We start from the raw sequence: 26,019 nt of genomic DNA, 5'->3' as shown, positions 1-26,019 counted from the left end.
CGGCCCGTATGTGGTTTTCGATACGCCGCCGATAGGTGCCGGACCGTAGCATCGGGAGCATGCGTGTGCTGGTGGTCGAGGACGAGCAGTATCTGGCAGAGGCCATCCGCGACGGGCTCCGGCTGGAAGCGATCGCGGCCGACATCGCGGGGGACGGCGACACCGCGCTGGAGCTGCTGAGCGTCAACGCCTACGACATCGCCGTGCTGGACCGCGACATTCCCGGCCCCTCCGGCGATGAGGTGGCCGCGAGCATCGTTGCCTCCGGCAGCGGAACCCCCATTCTGATGCTGACCGCCGCGGACCGGCTCGACGACAAGGTGACCGGGTTCGAGCTCGGCGCCGACGACTACCTCACCAAGCCGTTCGAGCTGCAGGAGCTCGTGCTCAGGCTCCGGGCGCTCGACCGCCGGCGGACACACAACAGGCCGCCGGTGCGGGAGATCGCGGGCCTGCGGCTGGACCCGTTCCGCCGGGAGGTCTACCGCGACGGCCGCTACGTCGCGCTGACCCGCAAGCAGTTCGCCGTGCTCGAGGTTCTGGTCGCGGCCGAGGGCGGGGTGATCAGCGCCGAGGAGTTGCTGGAGCGAGCCTGGGACGAGAACGCCGACCCGTTCACCAACGCCGTCCGCATCACGGTCTCCGCACTGCGCAAACGGCTCGGCGAACCCTGGATCATCGCCACCGTGCCCGGCGTCGGCTACCGCATCGCCACCGCACCCGGTGCGGACCGTCCAGGAGCCGAGCGTGGATAGGGAGCCGGGGTGGAGCGTTCGGCTCAAGCTCACCCTCAGCTACGCCGGGTTCCTGATGGTCGCCGGGACCTTGCTGCTCGCGACCGTCTGGGTGTTCCTGCTGCGCTACGTCCCCGAGGTGACGACGCTCTCGCCCGGCGTCCGGCGAACACCTGGTCCCTTGCCCCACATGCCGGACCGCTCGGACCTGTTCGACGCCTTCGTCTGGAAGGCCGCCGCGGCGATGGGATTCCTGCTCGTCTTCGGCCTGCTGGGCGGGTGGATCCTGGCCGGCAGCATGCTCGCGCCGTTGACCCGCATCACCGCCGCCACCCGCCAGGCGGCGAACGGTTCGCTGTCGCACCGGATCCACCTGGAAGGCCAGCAGGACGAGTTCCGCGAGCTCGCCGACGCCTTCGACACCATGCTCGCGCGGCTGGAGGCTCATGACGCCGAGCAGCGCAGGTTCGCCGCCAATGCCTCCCACGAACTGCGCACCCCGCTGGCGATCACGCAGACCTTGCTCGAGGTCGCTCGCAACGACCCCGACCGCGACACCGGCGAGCTGGTCGAACGCCTGCACCTGGTCAACAGCCGGGCGATCGACCTCACCGAAGCGATGCTGCTGCTGAGCCGTGCCAACCAGCGGTCGTTCGCGCCGGAGCACGTCGACCTGTCGCTCGCAGCGGAACAAGCCACCGAAACCCTGCTGCCGCTCGCGGAGGAACGGGGCGTCGCGCTGGAGACCTCCGGCGACATCGCCCCCACCAGCGGCTCGAAGGCGCTGCTGCTGCAGCTGACGACGAATCTCGTGCACAACGCGATCGTGCACAACCTGCCCGAGCACGGCACCGTGTGGGTGACGACCAGCGTTCGGCCCAGGACCGTGGTGCTCACCGTCGAGAACACCGGCGAAACGCTGACCCGGCAGCTGGTCTCCACCCTCACCGAACCGTTCCAGCGCGGCACCGGCCGCGTCCGCGGCGACCACGCGGGCGTCGGCCTCGGTCTGGCGATCGTCAAGAGCATCGCCGAGGCCCACAACGGGGCGCTGACCCTCGATCCCCGTCCCGGCGGCGGTCTCCGCGTCACGGTGGAACTCCCCGCCCGCCGCCGGCGGGCGACCAGCTCCGGCCTGGACCCGCGGCGAGCGGCCGGCGACGGTCGCGCGTCAACGCCGCGGCGGCAGTCGCTCTCCCCGGCGGCCGGTGCCGACGAGATCGCGGAGAAACCGCGATGAGCTGCCCACCTGGTCGAGGTAGCCCAAACGTCGGTAGAACGCGCGCGCGTCCTGGCGGCGGTCGGCGCTGGTGACCTCCATGCGCACGCAGCCACGGCGTACCGCGAAGGCTTCTGCCGCTGCGATCAGGTGACGGCCGATGCCCTGGCCGCGCGCTCGTTCGGAGACGACCAGTGCGGTGATCCGGCCCCAAGAGCCGGGGTGCTCGAAGAACGGGCAGGCGTGGATCGCGACGAGGCCGAGAAGGTTGCCGCGCGCATCGGCTGCGTAGACCGCGCTGGTGGGGTCGTCGTGCCAGATCTGGAGGCGGGCTGCTGTTGTGGCGGGATCGTCCTGGGGATAGCCCAGCTGGTGCAGCAGCTCGTTGACGGACTCGGCGTCGTCGGGCTGTGCCGGTCGGATCTGCATGCGTTCTCCTGCCCCGTCGCAGCTGGTGGGGGTGGTTGTCATGAGGCGGAGCTCCGTCGGTCGGCGATCGTGGTGAGCACGTGGCGTGCCAGCACGTTGTCGGCGTCGGGTGCGCCCGCAGCGGAGGCGCGGGCGGACATGGCCGTGAGCTGCTGAGGATCGTTCAGCAGGGGAATCAGGGTGGTCCCGATCCAGGCCGGGTCGAGGTCTGCGTCGTCGACGAGCAGTGCGCCGCCGGCGCCGACGACCGGTTCGGCGTTGAGCCGCTGCTCCCCGCCGCGCAGCGGCAGCGGGACGTACGCGGCCGGTAAGCCGACGGCGGCCAGCTCGGCGCAGGTCATCGCCCCGGAGCGGCAGATCACGAAGTCTGCCGCGGCGTAGGCGTACTGCATCTCGTCGACGTAGGGAGTCACGACGTACGGCGGCTCAGCCGGATCACCGTCCGGGACCTCGACCACGTGCTGCGACCCGGTGATGTGCAGCACCTGGATGCCGGCCGCGCGCAGCGCCGGGGCCGCGTCGGACACCGCGGCGTTGATCGTCCGCGCGCCTTGCGAACCACCGGTGACCATCAGGACCGGCCCGTCCGGGCGCAGGCCGAACCGCCGCCGAGCCGCGTCCCGCAACGCGCCCCGGTCGAGCCCGGTGATCGCAGGCCGCAGTGGGATCCCGATCGCGGTGGCGTGCGCCAGCCGGACCCCCGGCGCCGCGGTGAACACGTGCGTCGTCATCCGGGCCGCCAGCCGGTTCGCCACTCCGGGCCGGGCGTTCGCCTCGTGGACGACGATCGGCAGACCTTGCCTGCGGGCGGCCAGGTAGGCCGGTGCGGCGACGTAGCCGCCGAAACCCACCACGACCTCGGCCCGCACCCGCTCGAGCACGGCCTCGGCCGCCAGCACCGACTCGCGCAGCTTCCCCGGCGTCTGCAGCAGAGCCGGGCTCAGCGTCCGCGGTAGCGGCACCGGCGGAATGAGCTCCAGCGGGTAGCCGCGGGCCGGAATGAGCGTGGTGTCCAGACCGCGAACGGTGCCGAGGGCGGTGATCTCGGCCGTGGGCTCCAGCCGCCGCAGCGCGTCGGCGAGGTTCATCGCGGGCTCGATGTGCCCGGCCGAGTGGCCGCCGACGACCACGACGCGCGGTGCGGTCACGCCGTGCCGGGCGAGTTCTGCCTCCGCACCGGCGAAGCCGGCCGGATCGGGATGCTGTCGCGCCATGTGTCCTCAGCCGATGCGAAAGTCGAAGTAGTCGTTCGGGTACGGCTCGTCCCTGAGGGTGTAGTGCCACCACTCGGCTGCGTACGCAGCGAAGCCGCAGGACTCCATGACCGAGCGCAGGGACTCCCGGTTCTGCGCTTCGGCCGCGGTGAGGCCCGGAGCGCCGTGGTGCGAGATCGGATCCATCAGGTCGTGGTCACCGCCCATGGCGGCGAGTTCACCGGTGTTTAGGTGGTAGAGCGTCAGGTCGACGCTGCTGCCGCGGCTGTGACCCGACCGGACCGACACGTATCCCTTCGCGAACATCTCGGTCCTGTCGATGTTCGGGTAGTGCCGGAGCTTGGTCCGGCCGTCCTCCGGCTGCCTCGACCAGCGCAGAAAACAGTTCACGGCGCGTTGGGGGCGATATCCGTCCCAGAGCAACAGCCCGAAACCCAGGGACTGCGCCTTGTCCCGTGCGGTGTCCAGGGCCTCGCACAGAGCGTTCGTACCGACAATCCGATTGACCAGGTAGCCGTCGACCGGCTTGCCGGTGAAATTGTCCCAGGTCGCGTACTTGGCGTCCCAGCGCAGTCCGGGCACCACCTCGTCGACGAAAGCGAAACCGGCTCTCATCGCTTGTTGCCCGTCAGTGCCAGCGAGACGACGCGGTCGATCACTTCGCCCATCGACAGTCCTGCGGCGGCCATCATTCTCGGGTAGCGGCTGTACGACGTCAGCCCCGGCAAGGTGTTCACCTCGTTGAGCACGACCGCGCCGTCCTCGGTGAGGAACAGGTCGACGCGCGCCAGGCCGCCGCACCCGAGCGCCCGGTACACGGCCTTGGCGGTGTCCCGAACAAGCGTGCGCGACGCGGCCGGGATGTCGGCGGGAACGATGGCCGTCGAGTTGTCGGAACCGCTCTCGGGCTCACTCTCCTGATGAATCCGGAAGAAGCCGTGCGACAGCGCGATGTGGTCCACCTCGCCGACGACCAGGTCACCACCGTTGCCCAGGACCGCACAGCCGATCTCGCGGCCCACGACAGCTTGCTCGATCAGGACCTTCGAGTCGTACTGGCTCGCCACTTCGACAGCACTCGGCAGGTCGTCCGCCTGGGTCACCTTGCTGACGCCGAACGACGACCCTGACCGGGCCGGCTTCACGAAAACCGGATAGGTCAGGTCGGCGTCGGGGAGTTCCTTGGCCGCGACGGTCCAGAAGTTCGGCGTGGCGATTCCCGCGCTCCGGGCGACGACGTAAGCCAGGGACTTGTCCATGCACAGCGCGGAACTCGGGATGTCGCAGCCGACGTAGGGGATACCGGAGAGCTCCAGCAGGCCCTGGATCGCACCGTCCTCGCCGAGCCTGCCGTGCAGAACGGGCAGCACCACGTCGAGCCTGATCGTCTCGTACCGGCCCTGCTCCAGCACGAGCAGTCCGTGCACGGTGCGGTCCGGTGACAGTACGGCGGGGCGGCCCGTGCCGTTCTCCCAGTCGTCGTCCGGGCCGTCGCAGAGCATCCAGGCGCCGCCTCGGGTGATCCCGACGTAGTACGGCTCGTACCTTTCGGGGTCGAGGCTGCGGGCGACCTCGCGCGCGGACTTGAGCGAGATGGGGTGTTCCTCGGAGACGCCCCCGAACAGAATTCCGATCTTCATATCCACTGCTGCTTTCTGCTCTGGAATTTCACACAGTTGCCGAGGGAGTTCTCCACGGCGTCACTGAGGGCATGGTCGGTGTAGTAGGCGGTGTGCGGACTGATCAGCACGTTGGGCAGGCGCTGCAGCCGCAGCAACAGGTCATGGTCGATGCGGCGGCCGCTGCAGTCGGCGTAGAAGATTCCTTCTTCGCCTTCGAGCACGTCCAGGGCCGCGCCGCCCAACCTGCCGCTTTCCAAGGCCGACAGCAGCGCCTCGGTGTCGAGCAGCGCGCCGCGTCCGGTGTTGACGACGTACGCGCCTTGCTTCAGCTGCTCGATCCGCTGCCGATGCAGGAGGTGGTGGGTCTCGGCTGTCAGCGGGGTGTGCAGCGTGACGATGTCGCTGCGGTGCAGCAGGTCATCGAGAGGTACGTACTCCGCGGCGACCCCCGGGCAGTTGTCGTGGGCAAGGACCAGGCAGCCGAAGCCGCGCAGCCTGTCCACCACGGCGGCGCCGATGCGTCCCGTTCCGACGACCCCGACGGTCAGGTCGCGCAGCTCTTTCCCGCGGACGTCGTTCAACCGGTAGTCGTGGGCGTCCGCCCGGCGGATGGTGGACTTGGCGTGACGCACCGCCATCAGCATCAGCATCAGCGTGTAGTCGGCCACGCTGTCCGGCGAGTACGCGACGTTCTCGACGGTGATGCCGACGCTCTCGGCGTACGTCACGTCGAGGTGGTTGTAGCCGATGCTTCTGGTGGAGATGTAGGTCACGCCGGCCTGGCTGAGCGCATCCAGGATCCGGTGGGTGATGGGTGTCTTGTGGCCGACACTGATGCACCGGTTTCCGGCCGCCAGTTCCACCGTGGCCTCCGACACCGCCGCCTCGGTGATCGTCGGCGCGACGCCGAAGCGAGGCGCCAGTTGCCGGAACAGGACGGCCTCGTCCGGCCCGCATCCGTAGACCGTGACGCCGGTTCCGGGTACGGCCGAGGAGAGCCAGGATGCCAGCGATCGGGTGCGGCGGACCGCTGGTGCTGGTTCGCTGGAGGTCATGCCTCCAGTCAACGCAGCGGGTCGTTGCCGCTCTGTATGGGATTTTCGATATGCCGGCGATATGCCTGCGGTCGCCTATCGGCGGCGTATGGAAAACCGGATACGCGCCGGCAACATCGCGCCTCGTTGACTGCAAGCGTGATCTACTCCGTGTGCCTGCTCGTGCTCGCCGCCGTGTTCGTGATTCGCGTGCTCCGCATCCGGGCACGGCGGCGACGCGCCGACCTAGCTGGTCAGTCGGCGACTCGTTGACGGCACGCTCACTGCTGCCAGGCCGCGGGGTATCGGATCGTGCCGCGGGGGAGTGGCCGGTCCGGAACCAGACCGAGCGCCATGAAGTACGGACCGTCGTACTGGCTGTGGATGCCGAAGGTGGTCGCGGTCCGGAAGCCGAAGCGCGGGTAGTACTCGGCGTGCCCGAGCACGACGACCGTGTGCTCGCCCGCGGCCCGGCCTGCGTCGAGCACCGCCCGGACGACGGCGCCTCCGGCACCCGAGCGCTGGTACTCGGGCAGTACGGCGCAGGGACCGAGGGCGAGCACGGGCGCGTCGTCGACGTGGCAGCGGGTCAGCAGGGCGTGCGCGACGACCTCGCCGGTCGCCGTGGTGGCGACGTACGAGAGACCGGGCAGCCAGGCGACGGGGTCGCGCCGCAGGCGGCTGACGATCGCCGCCTCGTCGGGCCGGCCGAAAGCGCGCAGGTTGACCGCCTCGACAGCCGCGAGGTCAGCGGCGGTCTCGGCGCGGGGGTACCAGGAACTGGACAACGAAGAACCCTTTCGAGCAGGGGGAGTGGGGGTCGATGGAAGGCAGCACGCTGCGCACGGCAGCCGCCGACGGCGCGGTCATCAACCCAACTCCTTGCCCTGATCGAGGTCCGAGCGTCACCGTACCGCGCACCCCTGCTCGCGAGCGCGGGGTTTTCAGGAGCCGTTCGCATCCCGGCTCGTGGTCTCCAGTGCCGGTTCGGTGGCGAAGGCAACCGTCGGGTCGCGATCGGCGGGACCGGCGGGCAGCCATCTGTCGCCGACGAGGTGGTACGGATGCCACCGACCGACCCGGTCGAGCCGCAACTGCCGGCGTACTGCGGCAGCGGTGAGCTGGTTGCCGGAGATCTCCAGCTCGAGCGGCTCGTCGGCCGCCGCCTGCAGCTCCGCCCGGGCCCGCACGAGCTCGCCGCCTTCCGGGATCCACGGGTGCTCCAGGACATCGAGACCCGGCGCGCCGCCGTACCTCCACGCCTGGACGCCGACGCCGAGCTCTTCGGCCCGTCCCGTCGCGTCCACCAGTCGCGGCCGGAGCTCGGGATACTCCGCGGCGAGGCGGACGGCGTCGTGCCACTCGTCGAGGGCCCACGGCACCGGCGCACCGGACAGCAGAGCGCCGAGCTCGGCCCGCGCCCGGCGAGCAGCGTCCAACGCAAGCAGCGGTAGGGAGACCTCGCTCAGCGGCGTCGTGCCGCTCACCACCAGCTCGTCGATCCCGATCCGGCTCGGGACCTCCGGCGGCTCCGGCAGCGACGCGACCGGAGCAACGAACACCTCCGCGGCGAGCTCACCCGCTGCCGACAGCGCGCCGGCCGCATCAGCCGTCGCACCCCCAGCAGCCGCGCCCTCTGTTGTCGCACCCTCGGCCGACACGTCCTGGGCCGTCATCTGGGTCGTCCGCCGCTGCAGGTCGTCGAGCAGGTCCTCACGGGACCGGCCACGCATCAGCAGCAGGATGAACGGGTCGTCGTCGAGCAGCCACGCGACCTGGTAGCAGAGCCCGGCGGCATGCTGGCAGGGCAGCTCCCACGCGTCGCAGCTGCACGACGGGTCGAGGTCACCGATGCCGGGCAGCAGCGGTACGCCGGCATCCTCGGCCGCGGTCACCAGGTCGTGCGGCATGTCGCCGTCGAGCAGCGCGGCGATGTGACCTGCGCGCGCCCCGACCTGGTCGAGGAACCGCGTCCACTCGTCGTCGCTCAACCGGTCGACCAGCACCACCGCCTCGTACCGGTCCTCAGGTGCCTCGACGCTCGCCGCGATCCGACCCGGGCTGACCGTGATCGTGCCGACCTGCCCGGAGTTGGCGAACCGGCGGCCCTTGCGCAGCTGGTCGGAGTCCAGCGAGGTGTCCTCCATCGCCTGCACCCAGGCCTGGGCCCACCACGACCGCCCTCGCGTACTACGCCCACGCTGCGCCGGGAACGGCGCGAATCCTCTGGCGTCGCTCATCGCACCCCACCTCGCAGCTCGACCAGATCGGCCAGCTCGGCGTCGGTCAGCTCGGTGAGCGCGGCCTCGCCGGCGGTGAGCACCGAGTCCGCGAGCGCTCGCTTGCCGGCCAGCATCGCCGCGATCCGGTCCTCGATGGTGCCCTCGGCAATCAACCGGTGGACCTGGACCGGCCGGATCTGGCCGATCCGGTACGCCCGGTCGGTGGCCTGGTCCTCGACCGCCGGGTTCCACCAGCGGTCGTAGTGCACGACGTGGTCGGCCCGGGTCAGGTTCAGCCCGGTGCCGGCGGCCTTGAGCGACAGCAGGAACACCGGGATCTCGCCCGCCTGGAACCGCTCGACCATCTCCTCCCGCTTGCGGACCGGCGTTCCGCCGTGCAACAGCTGGGTCGGGACACCCCGGTCGGCCAGGTGACGTTCGAGCAGCCGCGCCATCTCGACGTACTGGGTGAACACGAGCACGGCGCCGTCCTCGGCGAGGATCGTGCCGAGCAGTTCGTCGAGCAGTTCGAGCTTGCCGGAGCGGCCGGTGAGCTTCGCGCCGGCGGGCTCTTTCAGGTACTGGACCGGGTGGTTGCAGATCTGTTTGAGGCCGGTCAGCAGCTTCACGATCAGGCCGCGGCGGGCCATCGCGTCGCTGGCCCGGACGGCGTCCATCAGCTCGCGCACGGTCGCCTCGTACAGGACCGCCTGCTCGCGGGTGAGGGAGACGGCCTGGTCGGTCTCGGTCTTCGGCGGCAGTTCGGGCGCGATGCCCGGGTCGGACTTGCGCCGGCGGAGCAGGAACGGCCGCACCAGCGTGGCCAGCCGCTCGGCGACCTCCTGGTCCTTGTCGGCCTCGATCGGTATGGCCCACCGGCTGCGGAACGTGCCGAGCCGGCCGAGCAGGCCCGGCGTCGTCCAGTCGAGAATCGCCCAGAGCTCGGACAGGTTGTTCTCGACCGGGGTGCCGGTGAGCGCGACGCGAGCCCGCGCGGGCACGGTCCGCAGCGCTTTGGCCGTGCCGGAGGCCGGGTTCTTGACGTGCTGCGCCTCGTCGGCGACCAGCAGCCCCCACTGGTGCCCGGCCAGCTTCTTCGCGTCCCGGCGCAACGTCCCGTACGTCGTGAGCACGAAGCCGGTGTCGGCGCCGTCCAGGGACCGGCTGGTGCCGTGGAACCGGCGGACCGGCGTACCGGGGGCGAATCGGTGCACCTCGCGCTCCCAGTTGCCGAGCAGGGACGCGGGGCAGACGACGAGCGTCGGGCCGGACGTCTGCTCGGCGGTCTGGCGGTGAAGGTGCAACGAGATCAGCGTGATCGTCTTGCCGAGGCCCATGTCGTCGGCGAGGCAGCCGCCGAGACCGAGCGAGGTCATCCGGACCAGCCACTGCAGGCCGCGCAGCTGGTAGTCGCGCAGGGTGGCTTGCAGGGCGGCGGGTGCCTCCAGCGGCTCGTCGGTGCGGTCGGGATCGGCGATCCGCGCGCGCAGCTCGTCCAGCCACTTGGTCGGTGTGACGGCCACCTGACGGCCGTCGATCTCGGCGGTGCCGGTGAGCGCGGCGCCGAGGGCTTCGATCGCGGTGACCGGCTTGAGGATGCGCTCCCGGGCCTTGCGGGCGAGCTCGGGATCGACCAGCATCCACTGGTCGCGCAGCCGGACCACCGGGCGGGTCGCCTCGGCCAGCTGGTCCATCTCCTGCGCGGTCAGCGGATCGTTGCCGAGGGCCACCTGCCAGCTGAAGTCGAGCGTGGCGCCGCCGCCGAAGAAGCCCGGCAGGTCCGACGGAGCGGTGTCGGGCGTGGTGGTGATCGCAGCGCGAGCGGTGAGCGCGCGACCGAGGCTGCGCGGCCAGTGCAGGTCGATGCCGGCCGCGGCGAGCCGCTGCGCACCGGTGGCGAGCAGGTCGGCGACCTCCTCGTCGGCCAGCTCCATCCGGTCCGGCACCGCCGCGTCGAGCAGCCGGTGCAACGGTGCCCACACCCGCGCCGCGCGCCGGATCGCGAGTGTCGCGTCGATCCGGGCCCGCGGCCCGAAACCCGGGACGTCCCGAGCCCACACGTCCGCGGCGTCCGCCATCACGGTCGGGTCCTTCAAGCTGTGCAACTGCACTGCGGCACGGAACGCCAACCCCTGATCGAGCCCGGTGCCCGCCCGCTGCTCGTCCGCCGGACGGCCGGTGCTCGCGTCCAGCAGATCGATCCGCAGCGAGATCCGTACGCCGGTGTCGAGTCCGGCCGACACCTCGCCGGCCCACGAACGCAATCGCGTCGCCGGCTGCGGCGCCTTCGCCGCGAACAGGCCCGTCCCGTGCGCCTTGGCAGCGGCCGGAGACCGGGGCATGCCGTCGGCCACCGCGTCCAGGAAGGCCCGGACCAGATCCTCGGCGACCGGCAACCGGAACCCGTTCGCGCCCTGGTCCGGCGAAGCGGCTGCTGGTTCGAGCGGGAGCGCCCGGGCCTCAGGCGGCATTGCCTCGGCCAGCTGCACGACGCGGTCGACGTCGGCGGGGTCGAACGGCCCGACCCGCCACGCGTCGTGGCCGGCGGGGGACACACCCGGCAGGAGCCGCCCCCGCGCGACCAGTTGCAGGGCGACGAGCGCGGCCCCGCCCCAGAACGCCGCGGCGGGGTGGGCGCCCGGGCTCTTCCGCGCCCGCCCGAGGACGGCGACCGCATCGCCCACCGGCAGCTCGATCGCGCGGACGACCTGAGCCGCGACTTGGCCGTCGACCGCCGTCACCAGCTCCAGGTCGACGTGCTCACCGACCCCCAGCGGCAACGGCCCTTGCTCCGGATCCCAGAACGCGACCACCCCGTCGCGCGGCGGGTCGGCCGGTCTGAAAACCGCCGCGTACCCCGTCAGCTCGGCCGACACCCCGCCCGCTACCACCGCTGCCAAAGCGGCACCTTCCTATCCGGGAACACCTCCGGTGCGCGGCCGCGCACCGGAGGGACTGACCTCGCTCGACGATGTACCTCAGGACGCGCCGAGCACCACCTCCGGCTCCGCGGCCGGCTGGTCGAACTGAGTCCGGTAGAGCTCCTCGTACCGCCCGCCCGCGGCGAGCAGCTCGGTGTGCGTGCCCTGCTCGACGATGCGGCCGGCCTCGATCACGAGAATCTGGTCCGCGGCCCGGATCGTCGACAACCGGTGCGCGATCACGACCGCGGTCCGGCCCGCCAGCGCCTCGGCCAGCGCCGCCTGGACCGCGGCCTCCGAGGTCGAGTCCAGCGCGGCGGTCGCCTCGTCGAGAATGACCACGCGCGGATGAGCCAGCAGCAGCCGGGCGATCGTCAGCCGTTGCCGCTCACCGCCGGACAGCCGGTAGCCGCGCTCGCCGACCACGGTGTCCAGCTCGTCCGGCAGCGACCGGATGAGGTCGCCCAGCCGGGCCCGGGTGAGCGCGTCCCACAGCTCCTCCTCGGTCGCTTCCGGACGGGCGAGCAGCAGGTTCTCCCGGATCGAGTCGTGGAAGAGGTGGCCGTCCTGGGTGACCATGCCGAGGGTTTCCCGCAGCGACTCCGCCGTCACGTCGCGGACGTCGACGCCGGCCAGCCGGACGGCGCCGGAGTCCACGTCGTACAGGCGGGGGATGAGCTGGGCGATGGTCGACTTGCCGGCGCCGGACGAACCGACCAGAGCGACCATCTGCCCGGGCTCGGCCCGGAACGACACGCCGTGGAGGACCTCCTCGCCGCCCCGGGTGTCGAGCTTGGCGACCTCTTCCAGGGAGGCCAGCGACACCTTGTCGGCCGACGGGTAGGCGAACCGGACGTCGTCGAACTCGACCGAGACCGGGCCGTCCGGCACCCTGCGGGCGTCCGGCTTGTCCTGGATCAGCGGCTTGAGGTCGAGCACCTCGAAGACCCGGTCGAAGCTGACCAGCGCGGTCATCACCTCGAGCCGGGCACTGGCCAGCGCGGTGAGCGGCGAGTACAGCCGGGTGAGCAGCAGAGCCATCGAGACGACCGCGCCGGCGTCCAGCTGACCGCGCAGCGCGTAGAAACCGCCGAGCGCGTAGACGACGGCCAGCGCGAGCGCCGACACCAAGGTGAGCGAGGTGACGAAGAGCCACTGCACCATCGCGGTCCGGACGCCGATGTCGCGCACCCGCTCGGCCCGGACGGCGAACTCGCGCGACTCGCGCACCGGCCGGCCGAACAGCTTGACCAGCGTCGCGCCCGGCGCGGAGAACCGCTCGGTCATCTGGGTGCTCATGGTGGCGTTGTAGTTCGCCGCCTCGCGTTCCAGGGCGGCCAGTTTGTTGCCCATCCGGCGGGCCGGGATCACGAACACCGGCAGCAGCACGAGCGCGAGCAGCGTGATCTGCCAGGACACGCGCAGCATCACCACGAGCGTGAGCACCAGCATGACCAGGTTGCTCACGACCCCGGACAGGGTGTCGCTGAACGCGCGCTGCGCGCCGATGACGTCGTTGTTCAGCCGGGACACCAGCGCGCCGGTCCTGGTCCGGGTGAAGAAGGCGATCGGCATCTTCTGGATGTGGTCGAACACCGCCGTGCGCAGGTCGAGGATCAGCCCCTCACCGATCCGCGCCGACAGCCAGCGGGTGAACAGGCCGATGCCCGCCTCGGCGACCGCGATCAGCGCGATCAGCCCGGCCAGCCACAGCACCGTGCTCACGGCGTTGCCGTCGACGATCGCGTTGACCACCTCACCGGCCAGCACCGGCGTGGCGACCGCGAGCACCGCCGCCACGACGCTGAGCGCGAGGAACGCGATCAGCTGCGACTTGTGCGGCCGGGCGAAGGCGAGGATGCGCCGGAGCGTCTCCTTGGAGAAGGGCCGCTTCTCGTCCTGGGCGTGCATCGCGTGGTACAGCGAGGTCCACGCGGTCATTTCCATGCTCACGGCTGTGCTCCGCAGGTCTGGTCGGAAGGTACGAGGTGTGCCGATGGTCCCGCGGACCACCGACAGTTTCCGACGGTAGAACCTCGACTTTGCTTGAGGTCAACCCGCCGGCGCCGCCGAGGCCCTACTGGGTACGCTGTACGAGGTAACCGCTGGAGTGTAGTCACCGCGGGAGGATTGCGCACATGAATTCGGACTACAGCGGGGGCGGCGACCCGGCCAAAAGCCTCGAACTGCTCTGGGGACTGCAGTCCCGGCCGACCCGCGGCCCCAAGCCCGCGCTCACCGTCGAGCGCGTGGTCGAAGCGGCGGTCCGGATCGCCGACACCGAAGGGCTCGGCGCGACGTCGATGCGCCGGGTCGCCGACGAGCTCGGCGTCGGCGCGATGACGCTGTACCGGTACGTGCCCGGCAAGGGTGAGCTGCTCGACGTGATGCTGGACAGCGTCTACGCCGAGTTCCCGCGCCGTCCGGTGGAGGGGAACTGGCGGGCCAAGCTGGAGGAGGTCGCGCTGGAGAACCGCGAGCTCTACCTGCGCCACCCGTGGATGCTGTACGTCGCGACCAGCCGGCCGCCGCTCGGTCCGGGGCTGATGGCGAAGTACGAGTACGAGCTCGAAGCGGTCGAGGGGATCGGCCTGACCGACGTCGAGATGGACGCCGCGGTCGCGCTCGTGAACGGCTACGTGCACGGCGCCGTACGGAGCGCCGTCGACGCCCAGCGAGTGATCCAGTCGTCCGGCATCACCGACAAGGAGTGGTGGCTGGCGCACGAGCCGCTGCTGGACAAGATCGGCGACGTGCACACGTTCCCGCTCGCCAGCCGGGTCGGCACGACGGTCGGGCAGGAGTTCGACGCGCCGTACGACTCCGACCACGGGTTCGCCTTCGGTCTGGCTCGTGTCCTGGACGGCATCGCGGCGCTGCTCGCGGACCGGTAGGGGCGCACCTGCAGGAAACCTGCTTGTGAGTGAGTGCTCACTCAGTTAGTGTCGCCCGGGTGAGCCCACGAGCGACCCCGATGCCTCCCGACGCCCGCCGCGCGGCGATCGTCGCTGCGGTGCTGCCGCTGCTGGAGGAGCACGGCCCTGACGTCAGCACGCGCCGGCTCGCCGCGGCGGCCGGTGTTGCCGAAGGCACGATCTTCCGTGCGTTCGGCAACAAGGACGCGCTGGTCCAGGCAGTGATGCAGACCGTCTTCGACGCGGGCCCGCTGCTGGCCCTGCTGCGCGACATCGACCCGGGCCTGCCGCTGCGGGAGCGGATGATCGCCGGGGTCGAGATCAGCCAGCGCCGGTTGCGCGCCGTCTTCAAGCTGATGTTCGCGATGCGGCTGCAGCGACCGCCCCAGCTCAAGGGCGCCGATCCCGAGGACGCCGCCCGGCGCAAGGCCGACGCCGAGGAGGTCGACCGGATCTTCGCCGACCTGCTGCGGCCGGACGCCGACCAGCTCCGGTTCACGCCCGAGGAGGTCGTGCACCGGCTCCGGCTGCTCACCTTCTCCGCCACCCACCCACTGATTTCGGACGGTCGGCCGATGACCGCCGAGGAGATCGTCGACTTCACCCTCGACGGTGTCCGCCACCACGAACCCGGGGACCACTGATGCTTCTTCGCCTGTTGCGTACGCACCTGCGTCCGTACGCCGGCAACCTGACCCTGGTGGTCGTCCTGCAGCTGATCGGGACGATCGCCTCCCTCTACCTGCCCAGCCTGAACGCCGACATCATCGACAACGGCGTGGCCAGGGGCGACACCGGCTACATCGTCGGGACCGGTGGCTGGATGCTCGGCGTCAGCCTGGTGCAGATCCTGTGCACCGTGTTCGCCGTCTACTTCGGCGCCAAGACCGCCGCGCTGTTCGGCCGCGACGTCCGGGCCGCGGTCTTCCACCAGGTCGGCAGCTTCTCCGCCCGCGAGGTGAACCAGTTCGGCGCGCCGACGCTGATCTCGCGCAGCACCAACGACGTCACCCAGGTCCAAATGCTGGTGGTCACCACCTGCACGATGCTGGTCTCCGCGCCGATCACGATGGTCGGCGGCATCGTGATGGCGGTCCGCGAGGACGTCGGGCTGTCCTGGCTGGTGGCCGTCGCCGTCCCGTTGCTGGCGGTCTCGATCGGGCTGATCGCCAGCCGGATGGTGCCGCAGTTCCGCGCGATGCAGGTCAACATCGACGGCGTGAACCGGGTGCTGCGCGAGCAGATCACCGGGATCCGGGTGGTGCGCGCGTTCGTCCGCGAGCCGCACGAGATCGAGCGGTTCGGCGCGGCGAACGCGGCGCTCACCGACACCGCCGTACGGGCCGGGCGGCTGATGGCGCTGGTCTTCCCGGTGGTGATGCTGATCCTGAACGCGTCCAGCGTGGCCGTGCTCTGGTTCGGCGCGTCCCGGGTGCAGAGCGGCGCGATGCAGGTCGGTGCCCTGACCGCGTTCATCAGCTACCTGATCCAGATCCTGTTCTCGGTGATGATGGCGACGTTCGTGATGATCATGGTGCCGCGCGCCGCGGTCTGCGCCGACCGGATCAGCGAGGTGCTGAACACCAAGTCGTCGGTCAGCCCGCCGGTCACCCCGATCACCGCCTTCACCGGCCGCGGCGAACTCGTCTTCGAGAACGCCGGCTTCCGGTACCCCGGCGCCGCCGAGCCCGTACTGCGGGATCTCAGCTTCTCCGCGTCGCCGGGGCAGACGACGGCCGTCATCGGCAGCACCGGCGCGGGCAAGACCACGCTGCTGTCGCTGGTGCCGCGCCTGATCGACGCCACTGCCGGCCGGGTCCTGGTGGACGGGGTCGATGTGCGCGACATCGAGCCCGACGCGCTGTGGCGGCGGATCGGCCTGGTGCCGCAACGGCCTTACCTGTTCTCCGGGACGGTCGCCAGCAACCTGCGGTACGGGAATCCGGACGCGACCGACGAGGAGCTGTGGCACGCGCTCGAGATCGCCCAGGGCAAGGACTTCGTCGAGGCGATGCCGGAGCAGCTGAACGCGCCGATCGCCCAGGGCGGCACCAACGTGTCCGGCGGTCAGCGGCAGCGGCTGGCGATCGCCCGGGCGCTGGTGCGCAAGCCGGAGATCTACCTGTTCGACGACTCGTTCTCGGCGCTCGACCTGTCGACCGACGCCAGGCTGCGCGCCGCCTTGGCGCCGGTCACGGCCGACGCGTGCGTGGTGATCGTGGCCCAGCGGGTGTCCACGATCATCGGCGCCGACCAGATCGTCGTTCTCGAGGACGGCGCGATCGTCGGCAAGGGCACGCACGACGAACTGCTCCGCAGCTGTCCGACGTACGTCGAGATCGTGGAGTCCCAGCGTTCCGCGGAGGAGGCAGCATGAGCGAGCAGAAGCCGCCGCCGGTGACCACCGCGGCCGCCGGCCCTACCGAGGAACAGTCCGGCGCGGCGACGGTCAAGGCGACCGAGCGGCCGGTGGCGAACCGGGGATTCGGCCCGCCGGGAGGAATCCCCGGCGACAAGTCGATGAACTTCGGGCCGTCGGCGAAGCGCCTGCTGCGCCGGCTCCGGCCGCACCGGGTGCAGGTGTTCGGCGTCATCCTGCTGGCGATCGGCAGCGTCGGCCTGTCCGTGCTCGGGCCGAAGCTGCTCGGCCGCGCGACCGACATCATCTTCGCCGGCGCCATCGGCAAGACGCTGCCGAGCGGCGCCAGCAAGCAGCAGGTCATCGACGGTCTGCGGGCCCAGGGCAACCACCGGTACGCCGACCTGCTCAGCGGCATCGACCTGATCCCCGGCGTCGGCATCGACTTCGATGCCCTGCGCAACGTGCTGCTGCTGGTGCTCGGCCTGTACGTCGGCGCCTTCCTGCTGTCCTGGCTGCAGGGCTACATCCTGAACGGCGTGGTCCAGCGCACCGTCTTCGAACTGCGGTCCGAGGTCGAGGACAAGCTGAACCGGCTGCCGCTCAGCTACTTCGACGGCGCACCGCGCGGTGAGCTGCTCAGCCGCGTCACCAACGACATCGACAACGTCTCGACCAGCCTGCAGCAGACGCTCAGCCAGCTGCTCACCTCGCTGCTGACGGTGATCGGCGTCGTCACGCTGATGTTCGTGGTGTCGCCGCTGCTGGCGCTGATCGCGCTGGTCACGATCCCGATCTCGATGATCCTCACCGCGGTCATCGCGAAGCGCTCGCAGGCCCGGTTCGTCGCCCAGTGGCGGCACACCGGCGCGCTCAACGCCCAGATCGAGGAGGCTTTCACCGGGCACGAACTGGTCAAGGTGTTCGGCCGGCAGCGCGAGATCGAGGCGAGCTTCGCGCGGAAGAACGAGGAGCTGTACCAGGCAGCGTTCGGCGCGCAGTTCATCTCCGGGCTGATCATGCCGTCGATGATGTTCATCGGAAACCTGAACTACGTGGTGATCGCGGTGGTCGGCGGCCTGCGGGTCGCCTCCGGCACCATGTCGCTGGGTGACGTGCAGGCGTTCATCCAGTACTCCCGGCAGTTCACCCAGCCGCTCACCCAGGTCGCCTCGATGGCGAACCTGCTGCAGTCCGGGGTCGCCTCGGCCGAGCGGGTCTTCGAAGTACTGGACGCCGAGGAGCAGGTGCCGGACGACGCCACCCCGGCGAAGGTGACGCAGGCGCGCGGGCGGGTCGAGTTCGAGCACGTGTCGTTCTCGTACACGCCGGACAGATCGCTGATCAGCGATCTGTCGCTGGTCGCGGAGCCGGGGATGACGGTCGCGATCGTCGGGCCGACCGGGGCCGGCAAGACCACGCTGGTCAACCTCATCATGCGGTTCTACGAGCTCAACGGCGGCCGGATCACCCTGGACGGCGTCGACATCACCGAGCTCACCCGGCACGACCTGCGCTCGCGGATCGGGATGGTGCTGCAGGACACCTGGCTGTTCGGCGGCACCATCCGGGACAACATCCTGTACGGCAACCTGGACGCGACCGAGCAGGACATGCTGGCGGCCGCCAAGGCGACGTACGTGGATCGGTTCGTGCACAGCCTGCCGGACGGGTACGACACGGTGATCGACGAGGAAGGCAGCAACGTCAGCGCCGGCGAGAAGCAGCTGCTCACGATCGCGCGGGCCTTCCTGGCGGATCCGCAACTGCTGATTCTGGACGAGGCGACCAGCTCGGTCGACACCCGCACCGAGGTGCTCGTGCAGCGCGCGATGGCGGCGCTGCGGTCGGACCGGACCAGCTTCGTGATCGCGCACCGGTTGTCGACGATCCGGGACGCGGACCTGATCCTGGTGATGGAGAGCGGCTCGATCGTCGAGCAGGGCACGCATCTGGAGCTGCTGGCTGCGGACGGGGCGTACGCCCGGCTCTACAACGCGCAGTTCGCGGGGGCGATCGTGGACGTGGACCAGGAGGTTGAGGCGGCTCCGGTGGCGGGGGTTCGGGCTTGAGCTTGGCCGGAGGGCGCCGAGGTGGATGGCGCCCTCCGGCTGCTTGCCGCGTGGCCGTCGTTCGCTGCGGGAAGTGCACCGCGATCCCGCGTGATCTGTCTCACGCTGTGTCACAATTCGCTGGTTCCTGGTGTCTTGAGAATGCCTCCGGTGTCGTGAGCCGAGGCGGACAACGCGGCTGAGGAGCCAGAGATGAGCGACGCCACCACCCCGGCGACCGACACGTTTGTTGCCCATCGCAACCTGCTGTTCACGGTCGCCTACGAGATGCTCGGGTCGGCGGCCGACGCCGAGGACGTGTTGCAGGAGACCTGGCTGCGGTGGATCGACGTCGATTTGGACCAGGTACGCGACGAGCGCGCGTACCTGGTCCGGATCACCACCCGGCAGGCGCTCAACCGGCTGCGTACGTTGAAGCGGCGCAAGGAGGCGTACGTCGGGCCGTGGTTGCCCGAACCGCTGCTCACCTCGCCGGACGTGGCCGAGGACGTGGAACTGGCCGAGAGCATGTCGATGGCGCTGCTGCTGGTCCTCGAAACGCTGACGCCGACGGAGCGCGCGGTGTTCGTCCTGCGGGAGGCGTTCGACGTCAGCTACGCGGAGATCGCCGCTGCGGTCGGCAAGACGCCGGCCGCGGTTCGGCAGATCGCGCATCGGGCGCGGCGGCACGTCGAGGCCCGGCGGCCGCGGGCGGCGGTGCCGGCGAGCAGGACCCGGGCGGCGCTGAAGTCGATGCAGCGCGCGCTCGAAACCGGGGACCTGCAGGGGCTGCTCGACGTGCTCGCACCGGACGTCGTGCTGATCGGCGACGGTGGTGGCGTGAAGCAGGCGGCGCTGCGGCCGGTGGTCGGCGCCGACCGGGTGGTCCGGCTGCTGGCCGGTGGTCTCGGCAAGGATCCGGGCGTCATCACGACCGGCCTCACCGAGGTGAACGGCAATCCGGCCCTGCTTCTCCGGCTGGACGGCGAGATCGACGGCATCCTGGCGCTCCGCGTCGAGGACACCGGCGTCACCGGCCTGTACTACGTCCGCAACCCCGCGAAGCTGACCCGGATCGAAACCGAGACCACCCTCACCCTGCGCTGAACCCCGCCGGCCGCGCTCAGCCGCGGGCGATCCGGCGTACGGCGAGCTCGGCGAGCAGGGCCGCACCGTCGGGCAGGACCGAGTCGTCGAAGTCGGCCAAGGGGGAGTGGTTGTCGGCGGCGGCCTCGGGGTCGGTCGCGCCGCAGGCGCTCAGGTTCAGGTAGACGCCGGGGACCTCGTTGAGCACGTAGGACATGTCCTCGGCGCCGCACCGCGGGTTGGCGCGTTCGTGGAAGCGGTCGGCGCCGAACAGGTCGACGATCGTGCCGCGGGCGAACTCGTACTCCGCCGCGTTGTTGACCGTCACCGGGTAGCCGATGTCGTAGCGGACCTCGGCGGTCAGTCCGTGCGCGGCGGCCATCGCCTCGACCAGCCGCGTCGACGTCTCCTGCACCTTCGCCCGGGTCTGCTCGGAGAAGGTCCGGACCGTCGCGTCGAAGACCGCGTCGTCGGGAATGATGTTCTCCTTCGTGCCGCCCGCGATCCGCCCGACGGTGAGCACCACCGGGTCGAACACGTCGAACTGCCGGGTGATCATCGTCTGCAGCGCGGTCACCATCTCGCAGGCCACCGGGATCGGATCCTTGCCCCGGTACGGCGTCGACCCGTGGGTGCCGGCGCCGACGACCCGCACGTGCAGCTGGTCGGCGGCGGCCATGAAGGAGCCGGGCTTGCTGCTCCACCTTCCCAACGGCTCGCGAGCCGCCCCGACGTGCAGACCGTACGCCGCGTCCGCCCGCCGCCCGGCCGCGTCGAGCACGCCCTCGCGGATCATGATCGGGGCGCCGCCGGTGGTCTCCTCACCCGGCTGGAACATGAACACCACGTCGCCGGCGAGCTCGTCGCGCAGCTCGTGCAGGATCTTCGCCGCGCCGACCAAGCCGGCCACGTGCAGATCGTGGCCGCAGGCATGCATCATGCCGAGGTGCCGGGACCTGAACGGCACGTCCACGCGCTCGCTGACCGGCAGCGCGTCCATGTCCCCGCGCAGCAGGACGACCGGACGCGGGCCGGCCGCCGGCGCACGGCCGCGCAGGACGGCGGTGACCGACGTCAGCTCCTTGCCGACGGTGATCTCGAGGTCGAGCCCGTCCAGCGCCTCGAGCACGAGTGCCTGCGTCTTCGGCAGCTCCAGGTCGTACTCCGGGACCTGGTGCAGCGCGCGGCGCAGCTGCACGATGTCGGAACGGAAACGCTCGGCCAGTTCGAGGGTGCGGCTCACTCGGAGGTCCTCCAGGAGTAGGTGATCGGTGCTGTCGGCGCCGTGGTGCTCAGCCGGTGGTTTTCGGCCCGAGGTTCAGCGCGGCCATCACCCGCTGGGCGCTGCCGCCGAGCTCGAGCAGCTCGACCAGGTCGAGCCAGCGCTGCGGGTCGGCCACCTCGGTCGGCAGGTCGGGGTCGAACGCGCTGACCGGCGCGTCGGTCGCCACCGCGACCACCTTCGGTGCGACGTCGAGGTAGTCGGCCGCGTCGAGGATCTTGCGCTTCACCGACGGCGACATCGGCGTCGCCGGGTCGGCCGCGGCCGCCCGGATCTCGGCCAGCCCGCCGTACGCCGTGACCAGTGAGGCGGCGGTCTTCTCGCCGATGCCCTTGACGCCGGGCAGGCCGTCGGAGGCGTCGCCGCGCAGGGTGGCGAAGTCGGCGTACCGGCCGGCCGGGACCTGGTACTTGGCCAGCAGCGCCTTCTCGTCGTACACCTCGGCCCGGCCCACGCCCTTGGCGGCGGTGTAGATCACCCGGACGCCGCGGGTGTCGTCGATCAGCTGGAACAGGTCGCGGTCACCGGTGACCACGTCGACCGGAGTGGTCGCGCGGTGGGACAGGGTGCCGATCACGTCGTCGGCCTCGTGGTCGGGGGCGCCGGCGATGGCGATGCCGAGCGAGTCCAGGCAGGCCCGGATGTAGGGCACCTGGACCTCGAGCCGGTCCGGCACGTCCTCGACCTGCTCGCCGCCGGTGGCGACGTACTCGACCCGCTGCGCCTTGTACGACGGGATCAGCGCGACCCGCCAGGACGGCCGCCAGTTGTCGTCCCAGCACGCCACCAGCTGGGTCGGCCGGTGGTTCTCGACCAGCCGGGCGATGAAGTCGAGCAGCCCGCGGACCGCGTTGGTCGGCGTACCGTCGGCGGCCTTCATCGTGTCCGGCACCCCGAAGAAGGCGCGGAAGTACAGCGAGGCGGTGTCGAGCAGCATCAGCCGCTGGGGCGTCGGCGAAGAGTTCACTGGCATGGGTGGATGCTTTCATGCCGACGGGCGAGGGCAGTAGGGTCTCCAGCGTGGAGGACCTGGATCGCAAGATCGTGCAGTTGCTGGCGTCGGACGGGCGGATGAGCTTCACCGACCTGGGCAAGGCGACCGGCCTGTCCACGTCGGCCGTGCACCAGCGGGTGAAGCGGCTGGAGCAGCGCGGCATCATCCTGGGGTACGCGGCAACCATCGACCACAGCGCGCTGGACCTTCCGCTGACCGCGCTGATCTCGATCCGGCCGATCGACCCGTCGCAGCCCGACGACTCGCCGGAGCGGCTGCGCGACGTGCGCGAGATCGAGTCCTGCTACTCGGTGGCCGGGGACTCCAGCTACGTGCTGATCGTCCGGGTTGCCACGCCCGGCGCGCTGGAGGAGCTGCTGGCCGTGATCCGCGCCCGCGCGAACGTCTCCACCACGACCACGATCGTGCTCAGTACGCCGTACGAACGCCGCCCGCCGGCGCTCTAGCCGCCCGCCGCCTGATCCGCGGCCGGCTCGGCGGTCGTTTTCGCCGCCGGTGCCTCGGTGCTGCTCTTCTGCGCGAAGAACGCCGCGTACCCGCGCCCCGGCCGGTTGCCGGGCTCGGTGAGCTGCGCGGTGACGGTAAGCCCGGCCTTCTCCAGCGCCTCGGTGATCACCTCGGGCCGGTACAGGTAGGCCGTGTAGCTGACCGGCAGCCCGTACGCCTTCTGCGGCTGCAGCGTCTCGTCCTGGCCCGAGTGCGTCCCGATCAGGACCCGCCCGCCCGGCCGCAGGACCCGCGCGAACTCACCGAACAGCCCGGGCAGCTCGGCCCGCGGGATGTGGAACGTCGAGTACCAGGCCAGGACGCCGCCCAGCTCGCCGTCCTTGAACGCCAGGTCGGTCATCGAGCCGATCTCGAACCGCACGCCCGGGCAGTTCTTCCGGGCCAGCTCGACCATCTTCGGCGACAGGTCGATGCCCGACACGTCGCAGCCGACGGCCTTCAGGTAGGCGGTCGTCCGCCCGGCGCCGCAGCCGAGGTCCGCGATCGGGTCGCCGGTCAGCTCGGCGAACGCGGTCAGCATCGCGCGTTCCATCGGGTTGCCGGCCATCCGGTCCTTGACCAGCTCGTGGTAGGCGTCCGCGACGTTGTCGTACGACGACCTCGTGGCGGCAAGGTGTTCGGTCACCAGCGGAGCGTAATCGGCGCCCGGCCGGACGCGACATCCGGGCCGGTCGTCCCGTCGCTGCCGACGACCCCTGCACGCCGGCAGCGACGAGATGCCCCGGATCAGCCGATCTGCAGCAGCTTCTGGGACTCGGCGGCCGAGCGGGAAGCGGCGGCCTGCGCGGTAGCCGCGGCGATCGAGTCGCCGGCGTGGGTGCGCCACCACTCCTGGCCCTCGGCGGGCAGGGTGTCGATCGGGTCGTAGTACTCGTAGGTGCGGTTCAGCGCCTCGGGATCCTGCTGCTCGATGCCGGTGCGGTAGTTCTTCTTCCAGTACGAGATGCCGCGGACCTCGTCGTAGTCGGACAGCTGGTGGACCCAGCGCTTGCCGACGTACGGGACGTCGCAGACGATGCGCGGGGTGGCGAAGCCGGGCAGGTAGCCGAGGATGCCGTGCTGCAGGTGCTGGGCGTCCTTCACCGAGACCCGCCAGTGTTCCGAGAACGGGATCATGTCGCACATGTAGAAGTAGTACGGCGTGATCGTGGCGCCGTCGAGCAGCGCGAAGCACAGGTCGAGCAGCTGCGGGACCGAGTCGTTCACGCCGCGCATCAGCACGCCCTGGTTGCGGACGTCGCGCAGACCCGCGTCGAACATCGCCTTGGTTGCCTCGGCCACCAGCGGCGTGACCGACTGGGCTGCGTTCACGTGGGTGTGCATCGCGACCATCACGCCGCGCTGCCGGGCGATGGTGGCGACCCGCTCGACGCCGGCCCGGACGTCGTCGGACAGCCAGTGCTGCGGCATGCCCATCAGCGCCTTCGTGGCCAGCCGGATGTCACGGATGTTCTCGATCTCCAGCAGGCTGGTCAGGAACGCCTCCAGCCGCGGCCAGGGCATGTTCGCCACGTCGCCGCCGGAGACGACGACGTCGCGCACACCCGGTGTCCGCCGCAGGTAGTCGAGCATGTCGTCCAGCCGCTGCTGCGGCTTGATGGTGAACTTCAGCTTGTCGATCACCGGCGTCGAGTTGCCGACCAGGTCCATCCGGGTGCAGTGCCCGCAGTACTGCGGGCAGGTGGGCAGCACCTCGGCCAGCACCTTCGTCGGGTAGCGGTGGGTCAACCCCTCCGTGGCCCACATCTCGTGCTCGTGCAGCGAGTCCCGGGTCGCGTGCGGGTGCGACGGCCAGTCCGTGCGCCGGTCGGTGAACATCGGCAGCATGTACCGCCGGACCGGATCGGCGTAGAACGCCTCGGTGTAGTCCGCCGCGCCCTGGGGAACGATCGTGTTCAGCATCTGCGGCGGCAGCAGCATCGACATCGTCGCGCGCTCGGCCTGGTCGCGGGTGAGGTCCTCGTAGACGCGTTCCTCGAGCAGGTCGCCCATCACGTCGCGCAGCTGCTTCACGTTCTTCACGCAGTGCGAGCGCTGCCACTGCACCGAACGCCACTCCTCCGCGGTGACGTCCTTCCAGCCGGGCAGCCGGGTCCAGTCCGGCTCGACCAGGTCGGCCCGCCGGTACGCGTACGGCTGGCCGTTTTCCGGTCCTCCGTCGCTGCCGATCAGGTCGGACGGGCTGAGCAGATCGGTCACGAGTCCTCCGGGGGCTCCTCTGGCGATACGGTCATCTGCGAGGATAGCGATAGAACTTCCTCCAGATCCATCAGTATGCCGCAAGATTTCCGTTCAGGATGGTTATCGCTAGTATTTTGCCCGGCCCGTCCGGGCCGCGACCCTTGGAGGTTCCGTGTCGTCGAGTCCCGTCGGACTGCATCGCGTGATCGAACCGGCCGGCGTGCTGCCCCAGGCGGCGGCCCGGCTGGACGCGCATCCCGAGCTCTGGCCGGACGAGGTCCGGATCGCGGTCGAGCGACTCAACCTGGACGCCGCGTCGTACCGCCAGCTGGCCGAGGCGCACGGGCACGACGGCGAGGCGGTCAAGCAGGCCGTGCTCGGCATCGTCGAGCAGCGCGGCAAGATGCAGAACCCGGTCACCGGCTCCGGCGGCATGCTGGTCGGCGTCGTCGACGAGGTCGGCCCGGAGTCGCCGCTCGGCGTCCGGCCGGGGGACCGGGTCGCCACGCTGGTCTCGCTGACCCTGACCCCGTTGCGGATCACCGACGGCCTGCGGCGCTGGGACGGTCGCAGCGAGCAGGTTCCGGCCGAAGGGCACGCGATCCTGTTCGCGCGGTCGATCGTGGCGAAGCTGCCGGACGACCTGGCTCCGGAGCTGTCGCTGGCCGTGATGGACGTGTGCGGCGCCCCCGCGCTGACCGCGCGCGTGGTCGCTCAGTATGTCGACAAAGGCATAAAGCCTGTCGTGTCAGTAGTTGGCGGCGCAGGCAAAAGCGGCTCGCTCTCGCTGGCCGCCGCCCGGCGCGCCGGCGCGTCCCGGACGATCGGCATCGTGCCGGTCGAGGCGGAGCGGGAGCGGCTCGATGCCGCCGGCCTGGCTGACGTGGTCGCGCTGGCCGACGCCCGGGACCCGGTCGCGCTCGCGGCCGCGGTGGAGGCGGCCGGGGGACCGGCGGACCTCACCGTGGTCTGCGTGGACGTGCCGGGCTGCGAGCACGGGGCGGTGCTCGCGACGGCGTCCGGCGGCACGGTGATCTTCTTCTCGATGGCGACCTCGTTCTCCGCCGCCGCGCTCGGCGCCGAAGGGCTGGCGGCCGACGTGACGATGCTGGTCGGCAACGGGTACGTGCCCGGCCACGCCGACTACGCGCTCGAGCTGCTGCGCTCCGAACCAGGTGTCCGGCGGCTCTTCGAGGGCAGGCTGCAGGCGGAGGGGCAGGATTAGCCC

The 26,019-nt window shown here is 70.7% G+C and carries 22 protein-coding genes; 9 read left to right on the top strand and 13 right to left on the bottom strand.

Annotated elements, in window-relative coordinates:
* Positions 1-59 precede the first annotated feature (59 nt).
* Both KFLA_RS18000 and KFLA_RS17995 read left to right on the top strand, forming a co-directional pair.
* Positions 60-755 carry a response regulator transcription factor gene (locus KFLA_RS18000; protein ID WP_041289380.1) on the top strand — a complete coding sequence of 232 codons (696 nt, stop codon included), beginning with the start codon at positions 60-62 and terminating at the stop codon, positions 753-755.
* Positions 748-1,974: a sensor histidine kinase gene (locus KFLA_RS17995; RefSeq protein WP_012921237.1), complete on the top strand. Its 1,227-nt coding sequence runs from the start codon at positions 748-750 to the stop codon at positions 1,972-1,974. Before KFLA_RS18000 ends, KFLA_RS17995 begins: the two co-directional genes overlap by 8 nt.
* Here the strand turns inward: KFLA_RS17995 and KFLA_RS17990 are convergent.
* The 9 genes from KFLA_RS17990 to KFLA_RS17950 form a co-directional block, all read right to left on the bottom strand.
* Positions 1,906-2,382 (bottom strand): GNAT family N-acetyltransferase, encoded by a 477-nt coding sequence (locus tag KFLA_RS17990; RefSeq protein ID WP_012921236.1) that lies wholly within the window; start codon positions 2,380-2,382, stop codon positions 1,906-1,908. The genes KFLA_RS17995 and KFLA_RS17990 overlap by 69 nt on opposite strands.
* A 38-nt stretch (positions 2,383-2,420) precedes the next feature.
* The gene (gene murG, locus KFLA_RS17985) at positions 2,421-3,530 is read right to left on the bottom strand and encodes an undecaprenyldiphospho-muramoylpentapeptide beta-N-acetylglucosaminyltransferase (RefSeq protein ID WP_041290213.1); all 1,110 of its coding nucleotides are present in this window, start codon (positions 3,528-3,530) and stop codon (positions 2,421-2,423) included.
* 72 nt (positions 3,531-3,602) lie between these two features.
* Positions 3,603-4,211 (bottom strand): D-Ala-D-Ala dipeptidase VanX, encoded by a 609-nt coding sequence (gene vanX, locus KFLA_RS17980; protein ID WP_012921234.1) that lies wholly within the window; start codon positions 4,209-4,211, stop codon positions 3,603-3,605.
* Complete coding sequence (gene vanA / locus KFLA_RS17975) at positions 4,208-5,236, bottom strand: D-alanine--(R)-lactate ligase (protein ID WP_012921233.1); 1,029 nt, start codon at positions 5,234-5,236, stop codon at positions 4,208-4,210. Before vanA ends, vanX begins: the two co-directional genes overlap by 4 nt.
* Positions 5,233-6,285, bottom strand: coding sequence for a D-isomer specific 2-hydroxyacid dehydrogenase family protein (locus KFLA_RS17970; RefSeq protein WP_420167154.1), 1,053 nt, complete (start codon positions 6,283-6,285; stop codon positions 5,233-5,235). Before KFLA_RS17970 ends, vanA begins: the two co-directional genes overlap by 4 nt.
* 248 nt (positions 6,286-6,533) lie before the next feature.
* Complete coding sequence (locus tag KFLA_RS17965) at positions 6,534-7,040, bottom strand: GNAT family N-acetyltransferase (RefSeq protein ID WP_012921231.1); 507 nt, start codon at positions 7,038-7,040, stop codon at positions 6,534-6,536.
* A gap of 156 nt (positions 7,041-7,196) precedes the next feature.
* Positions 7,197-8,492: an SWIM zinc finger family protein gene (locus KFLA_RS17960; RefSeq protein ID WP_012921230.1), complete on the bottom strand. Its 1,296-nt coding sequence runs from the start codon at positions 8,490-8,492 to the stop codon at positions 7,197-7,199.
* Positions 8,489-11,365, bottom strand: a complete 2,877-nt coding sequence (locus KFLA_RS17955) for a DEAD/DEAH box helicase (protein WP_237706874.1) — start codon at positions 11,363-11,365, stop codon at positions 8,489-8,491. Before KFLA_RS17955 ends, KFLA_RS17960 begins: the two co-directional genes overlap by 4 nt.
* An 87-nt stretch (positions 11,366-11,452) precedes the next feature.
* Positions 11,453-13,336: an ABC transporter ATP-binding protein gene (locus tag KFLA_RS17950; protein ID WP_012921228.1), complete on the bottom strand. Its 1,884-nt coding sequence runs from the start codon at positions 13,334-13,336 to the stop codon at positions 11,453-11,455.
* A gap of 197 nt (positions 13,337-13,533) precedes the next feature.
* On the opposite strand from KFLA_RS17950, the gene KFLA_RS17945 reads away from it, so the two are divergent.
* From KFLA_RS17945 to KFLA_RS17925, 5 genes are all read left to right on the top strand, one after another.
* On the top strand, positions 13,534-14,289 hold the full coding sequence (locus KFLA_RS17945; RefSeq protein WP_012921227.1) for a TetR/AcrR family transcriptional regulator: 756 nt from the start codon (positions 13,534-13,536) through the stop codon (positions 14,287-14,289).
* Positions 14,290-14,348: 59 nt separating this feature from the next.
* Positions 14,349-14,954: a TetR/AcrR family transcriptional regulator gene (locus KFLA_RS17940; protein WP_237706530.1), complete on the top strand. Its 606-nt coding sequence runs from the start codon at positions 14,349-14,351 to the stop codon at positions 14,952-14,954.
* On the top strand, positions 14,954-16,687 hold the full coding sequence (locus tag KFLA_RS17935) for an ABC transporter ATP-binding protein (RefSeq protein ID WP_012921225.1): 1,734 nt from the start codon (positions 14,954-14,956) through the stop codon (positions 16,685-16,687). Before KFLA_RS17940 ends, KFLA_RS17935 begins: the two co-directional genes overlap by 1 nt.
* On the top strand, positions 16,684-18,741 hold the full coding sequence (locus KFLA_RS17930; protein ID WP_012921224.1) for an ABC transporter ATP-binding protein: 2,058 nt from the start codon (positions 16,684-16,686) through the stop codon (positions 18,739-18,741). Before KFLA_RS17935 ends, KFLA_RS17930 begins: the two co-directional genes overlap by 4 nt.
* Positions 18,742-18,933: 192 nt before the next feature.
* A complete protein-coding gene (locus KFLA_RS17925) occupies positions 18,934-19,827 on the top strand; it encodes an RNA polymerase sigma-70 factor (protein ID WP_012921223.1) in 894 nt (297 codons plus the stop codon).
* Positions 19,828-19,843: 16 nt separating this feature from the next.
* Here KFLA_RS17925 and KFLA_RS17920 read toward each other — a convergent pair whose 3' ends face one another.
* The gene (locus KFLA_RS17920; protein ID WP_012921222.1) at positions 19,844-21,049 is read right to left on the bottom strand and encodes a M20 metallopeptidase family protein; all 1,206 of its coding nucleotides are present in this window, start codon (positions 21,047-21,049) and stop codon (positions 19,844-19,846) included.
* A gap of 49 nt (positions 21,050-21,098) precedes the next feature.
* Positions 21,099-22,025: a 5'-3' exonuclease gene (locus KFLA_RS17915; RefSeq protein ID WP_012921221.1), complete on the bottom strand. Its 927-nt coding sequence runs from the start codon at positions 22,023-22,025 to the stop codon at positions 21,099-21,101.
* A gap of 83 nt (positions 22,026-22,108) precedes the next feature.
* Here KFLA_RS17915 and KFLA_RS17910 point away from each other — a divergent pair, with 83 nt between their 5' ends.
* Positions 22,109-22,549, top strand: coding sequence for an Lrp/AsnC family transcriptional regulator (locus KFLA_RS17910; RefSeq protein WP_041290212.1), 441 nt, complete (start codon positions 22,109-22,111; stop codon positions 22,547-22,549).
* On the opposite strand, the gene KFLA_RS17905 is transcribed toward KFLA_RS17910, so the two are convergent.
* Entirely contained in the window at positions 22,546-23,235 is a 690-nt protein-coding gene (locus KFLA_RS17905) for a class I SAM-dependent methyltransferase (protein ID WP_012921219.1), read from the bottom strand. The genes KFLA_RS17910 and KFLA_RS17905 overlap by 4 nt on opposite strands.
* Before the next feature lie 101 nt (positions 23,236-23,336).
* Positions 23,337-24,809, bottom strand: a complete 1,473-nt coding sequence (locus KFLA_RS17900) for a KamA family radical SAM protein (RefSeq protein ID WP_012921218.1) — start codon at positions 24,807-24,809, stop codon at positions 23,337-23,339.
* Between the two features lie 154 nt (positions 24,810-24,963).
* Between KFLA_RS17900 and kdd the strand changes: the two genes are divergently transcribed.
* The gene (kdd, locus tag KFLA_RS17895) at positions 24,964-26,016 is read left to right on the top strand and encodes an L-erythro-3,5-diaminohexanoate dehydrogenase (protein ID WP_012921217.1); all 1,053 of its coding nucleotides are present in this window, start codon (positions 24,964-24,966) and stop codon (positions 26,014-26,016) included.
* Positions 26,017-26,019: the final 3 nt, after the last annotated feature.

This window comes from Kribbella flavida DSM 17836 (assembly GCF_000024345.1).
GTDB classification, from domain to species: Bacteria; Actinomycetota; Actinomycetes; order Propionibacteriales; family Kribbellaceae; genus Kribbella; species Kribbella flavida.
This window is presented reverse-complemented; position numbering and strand designations above follow the sequence as displayed.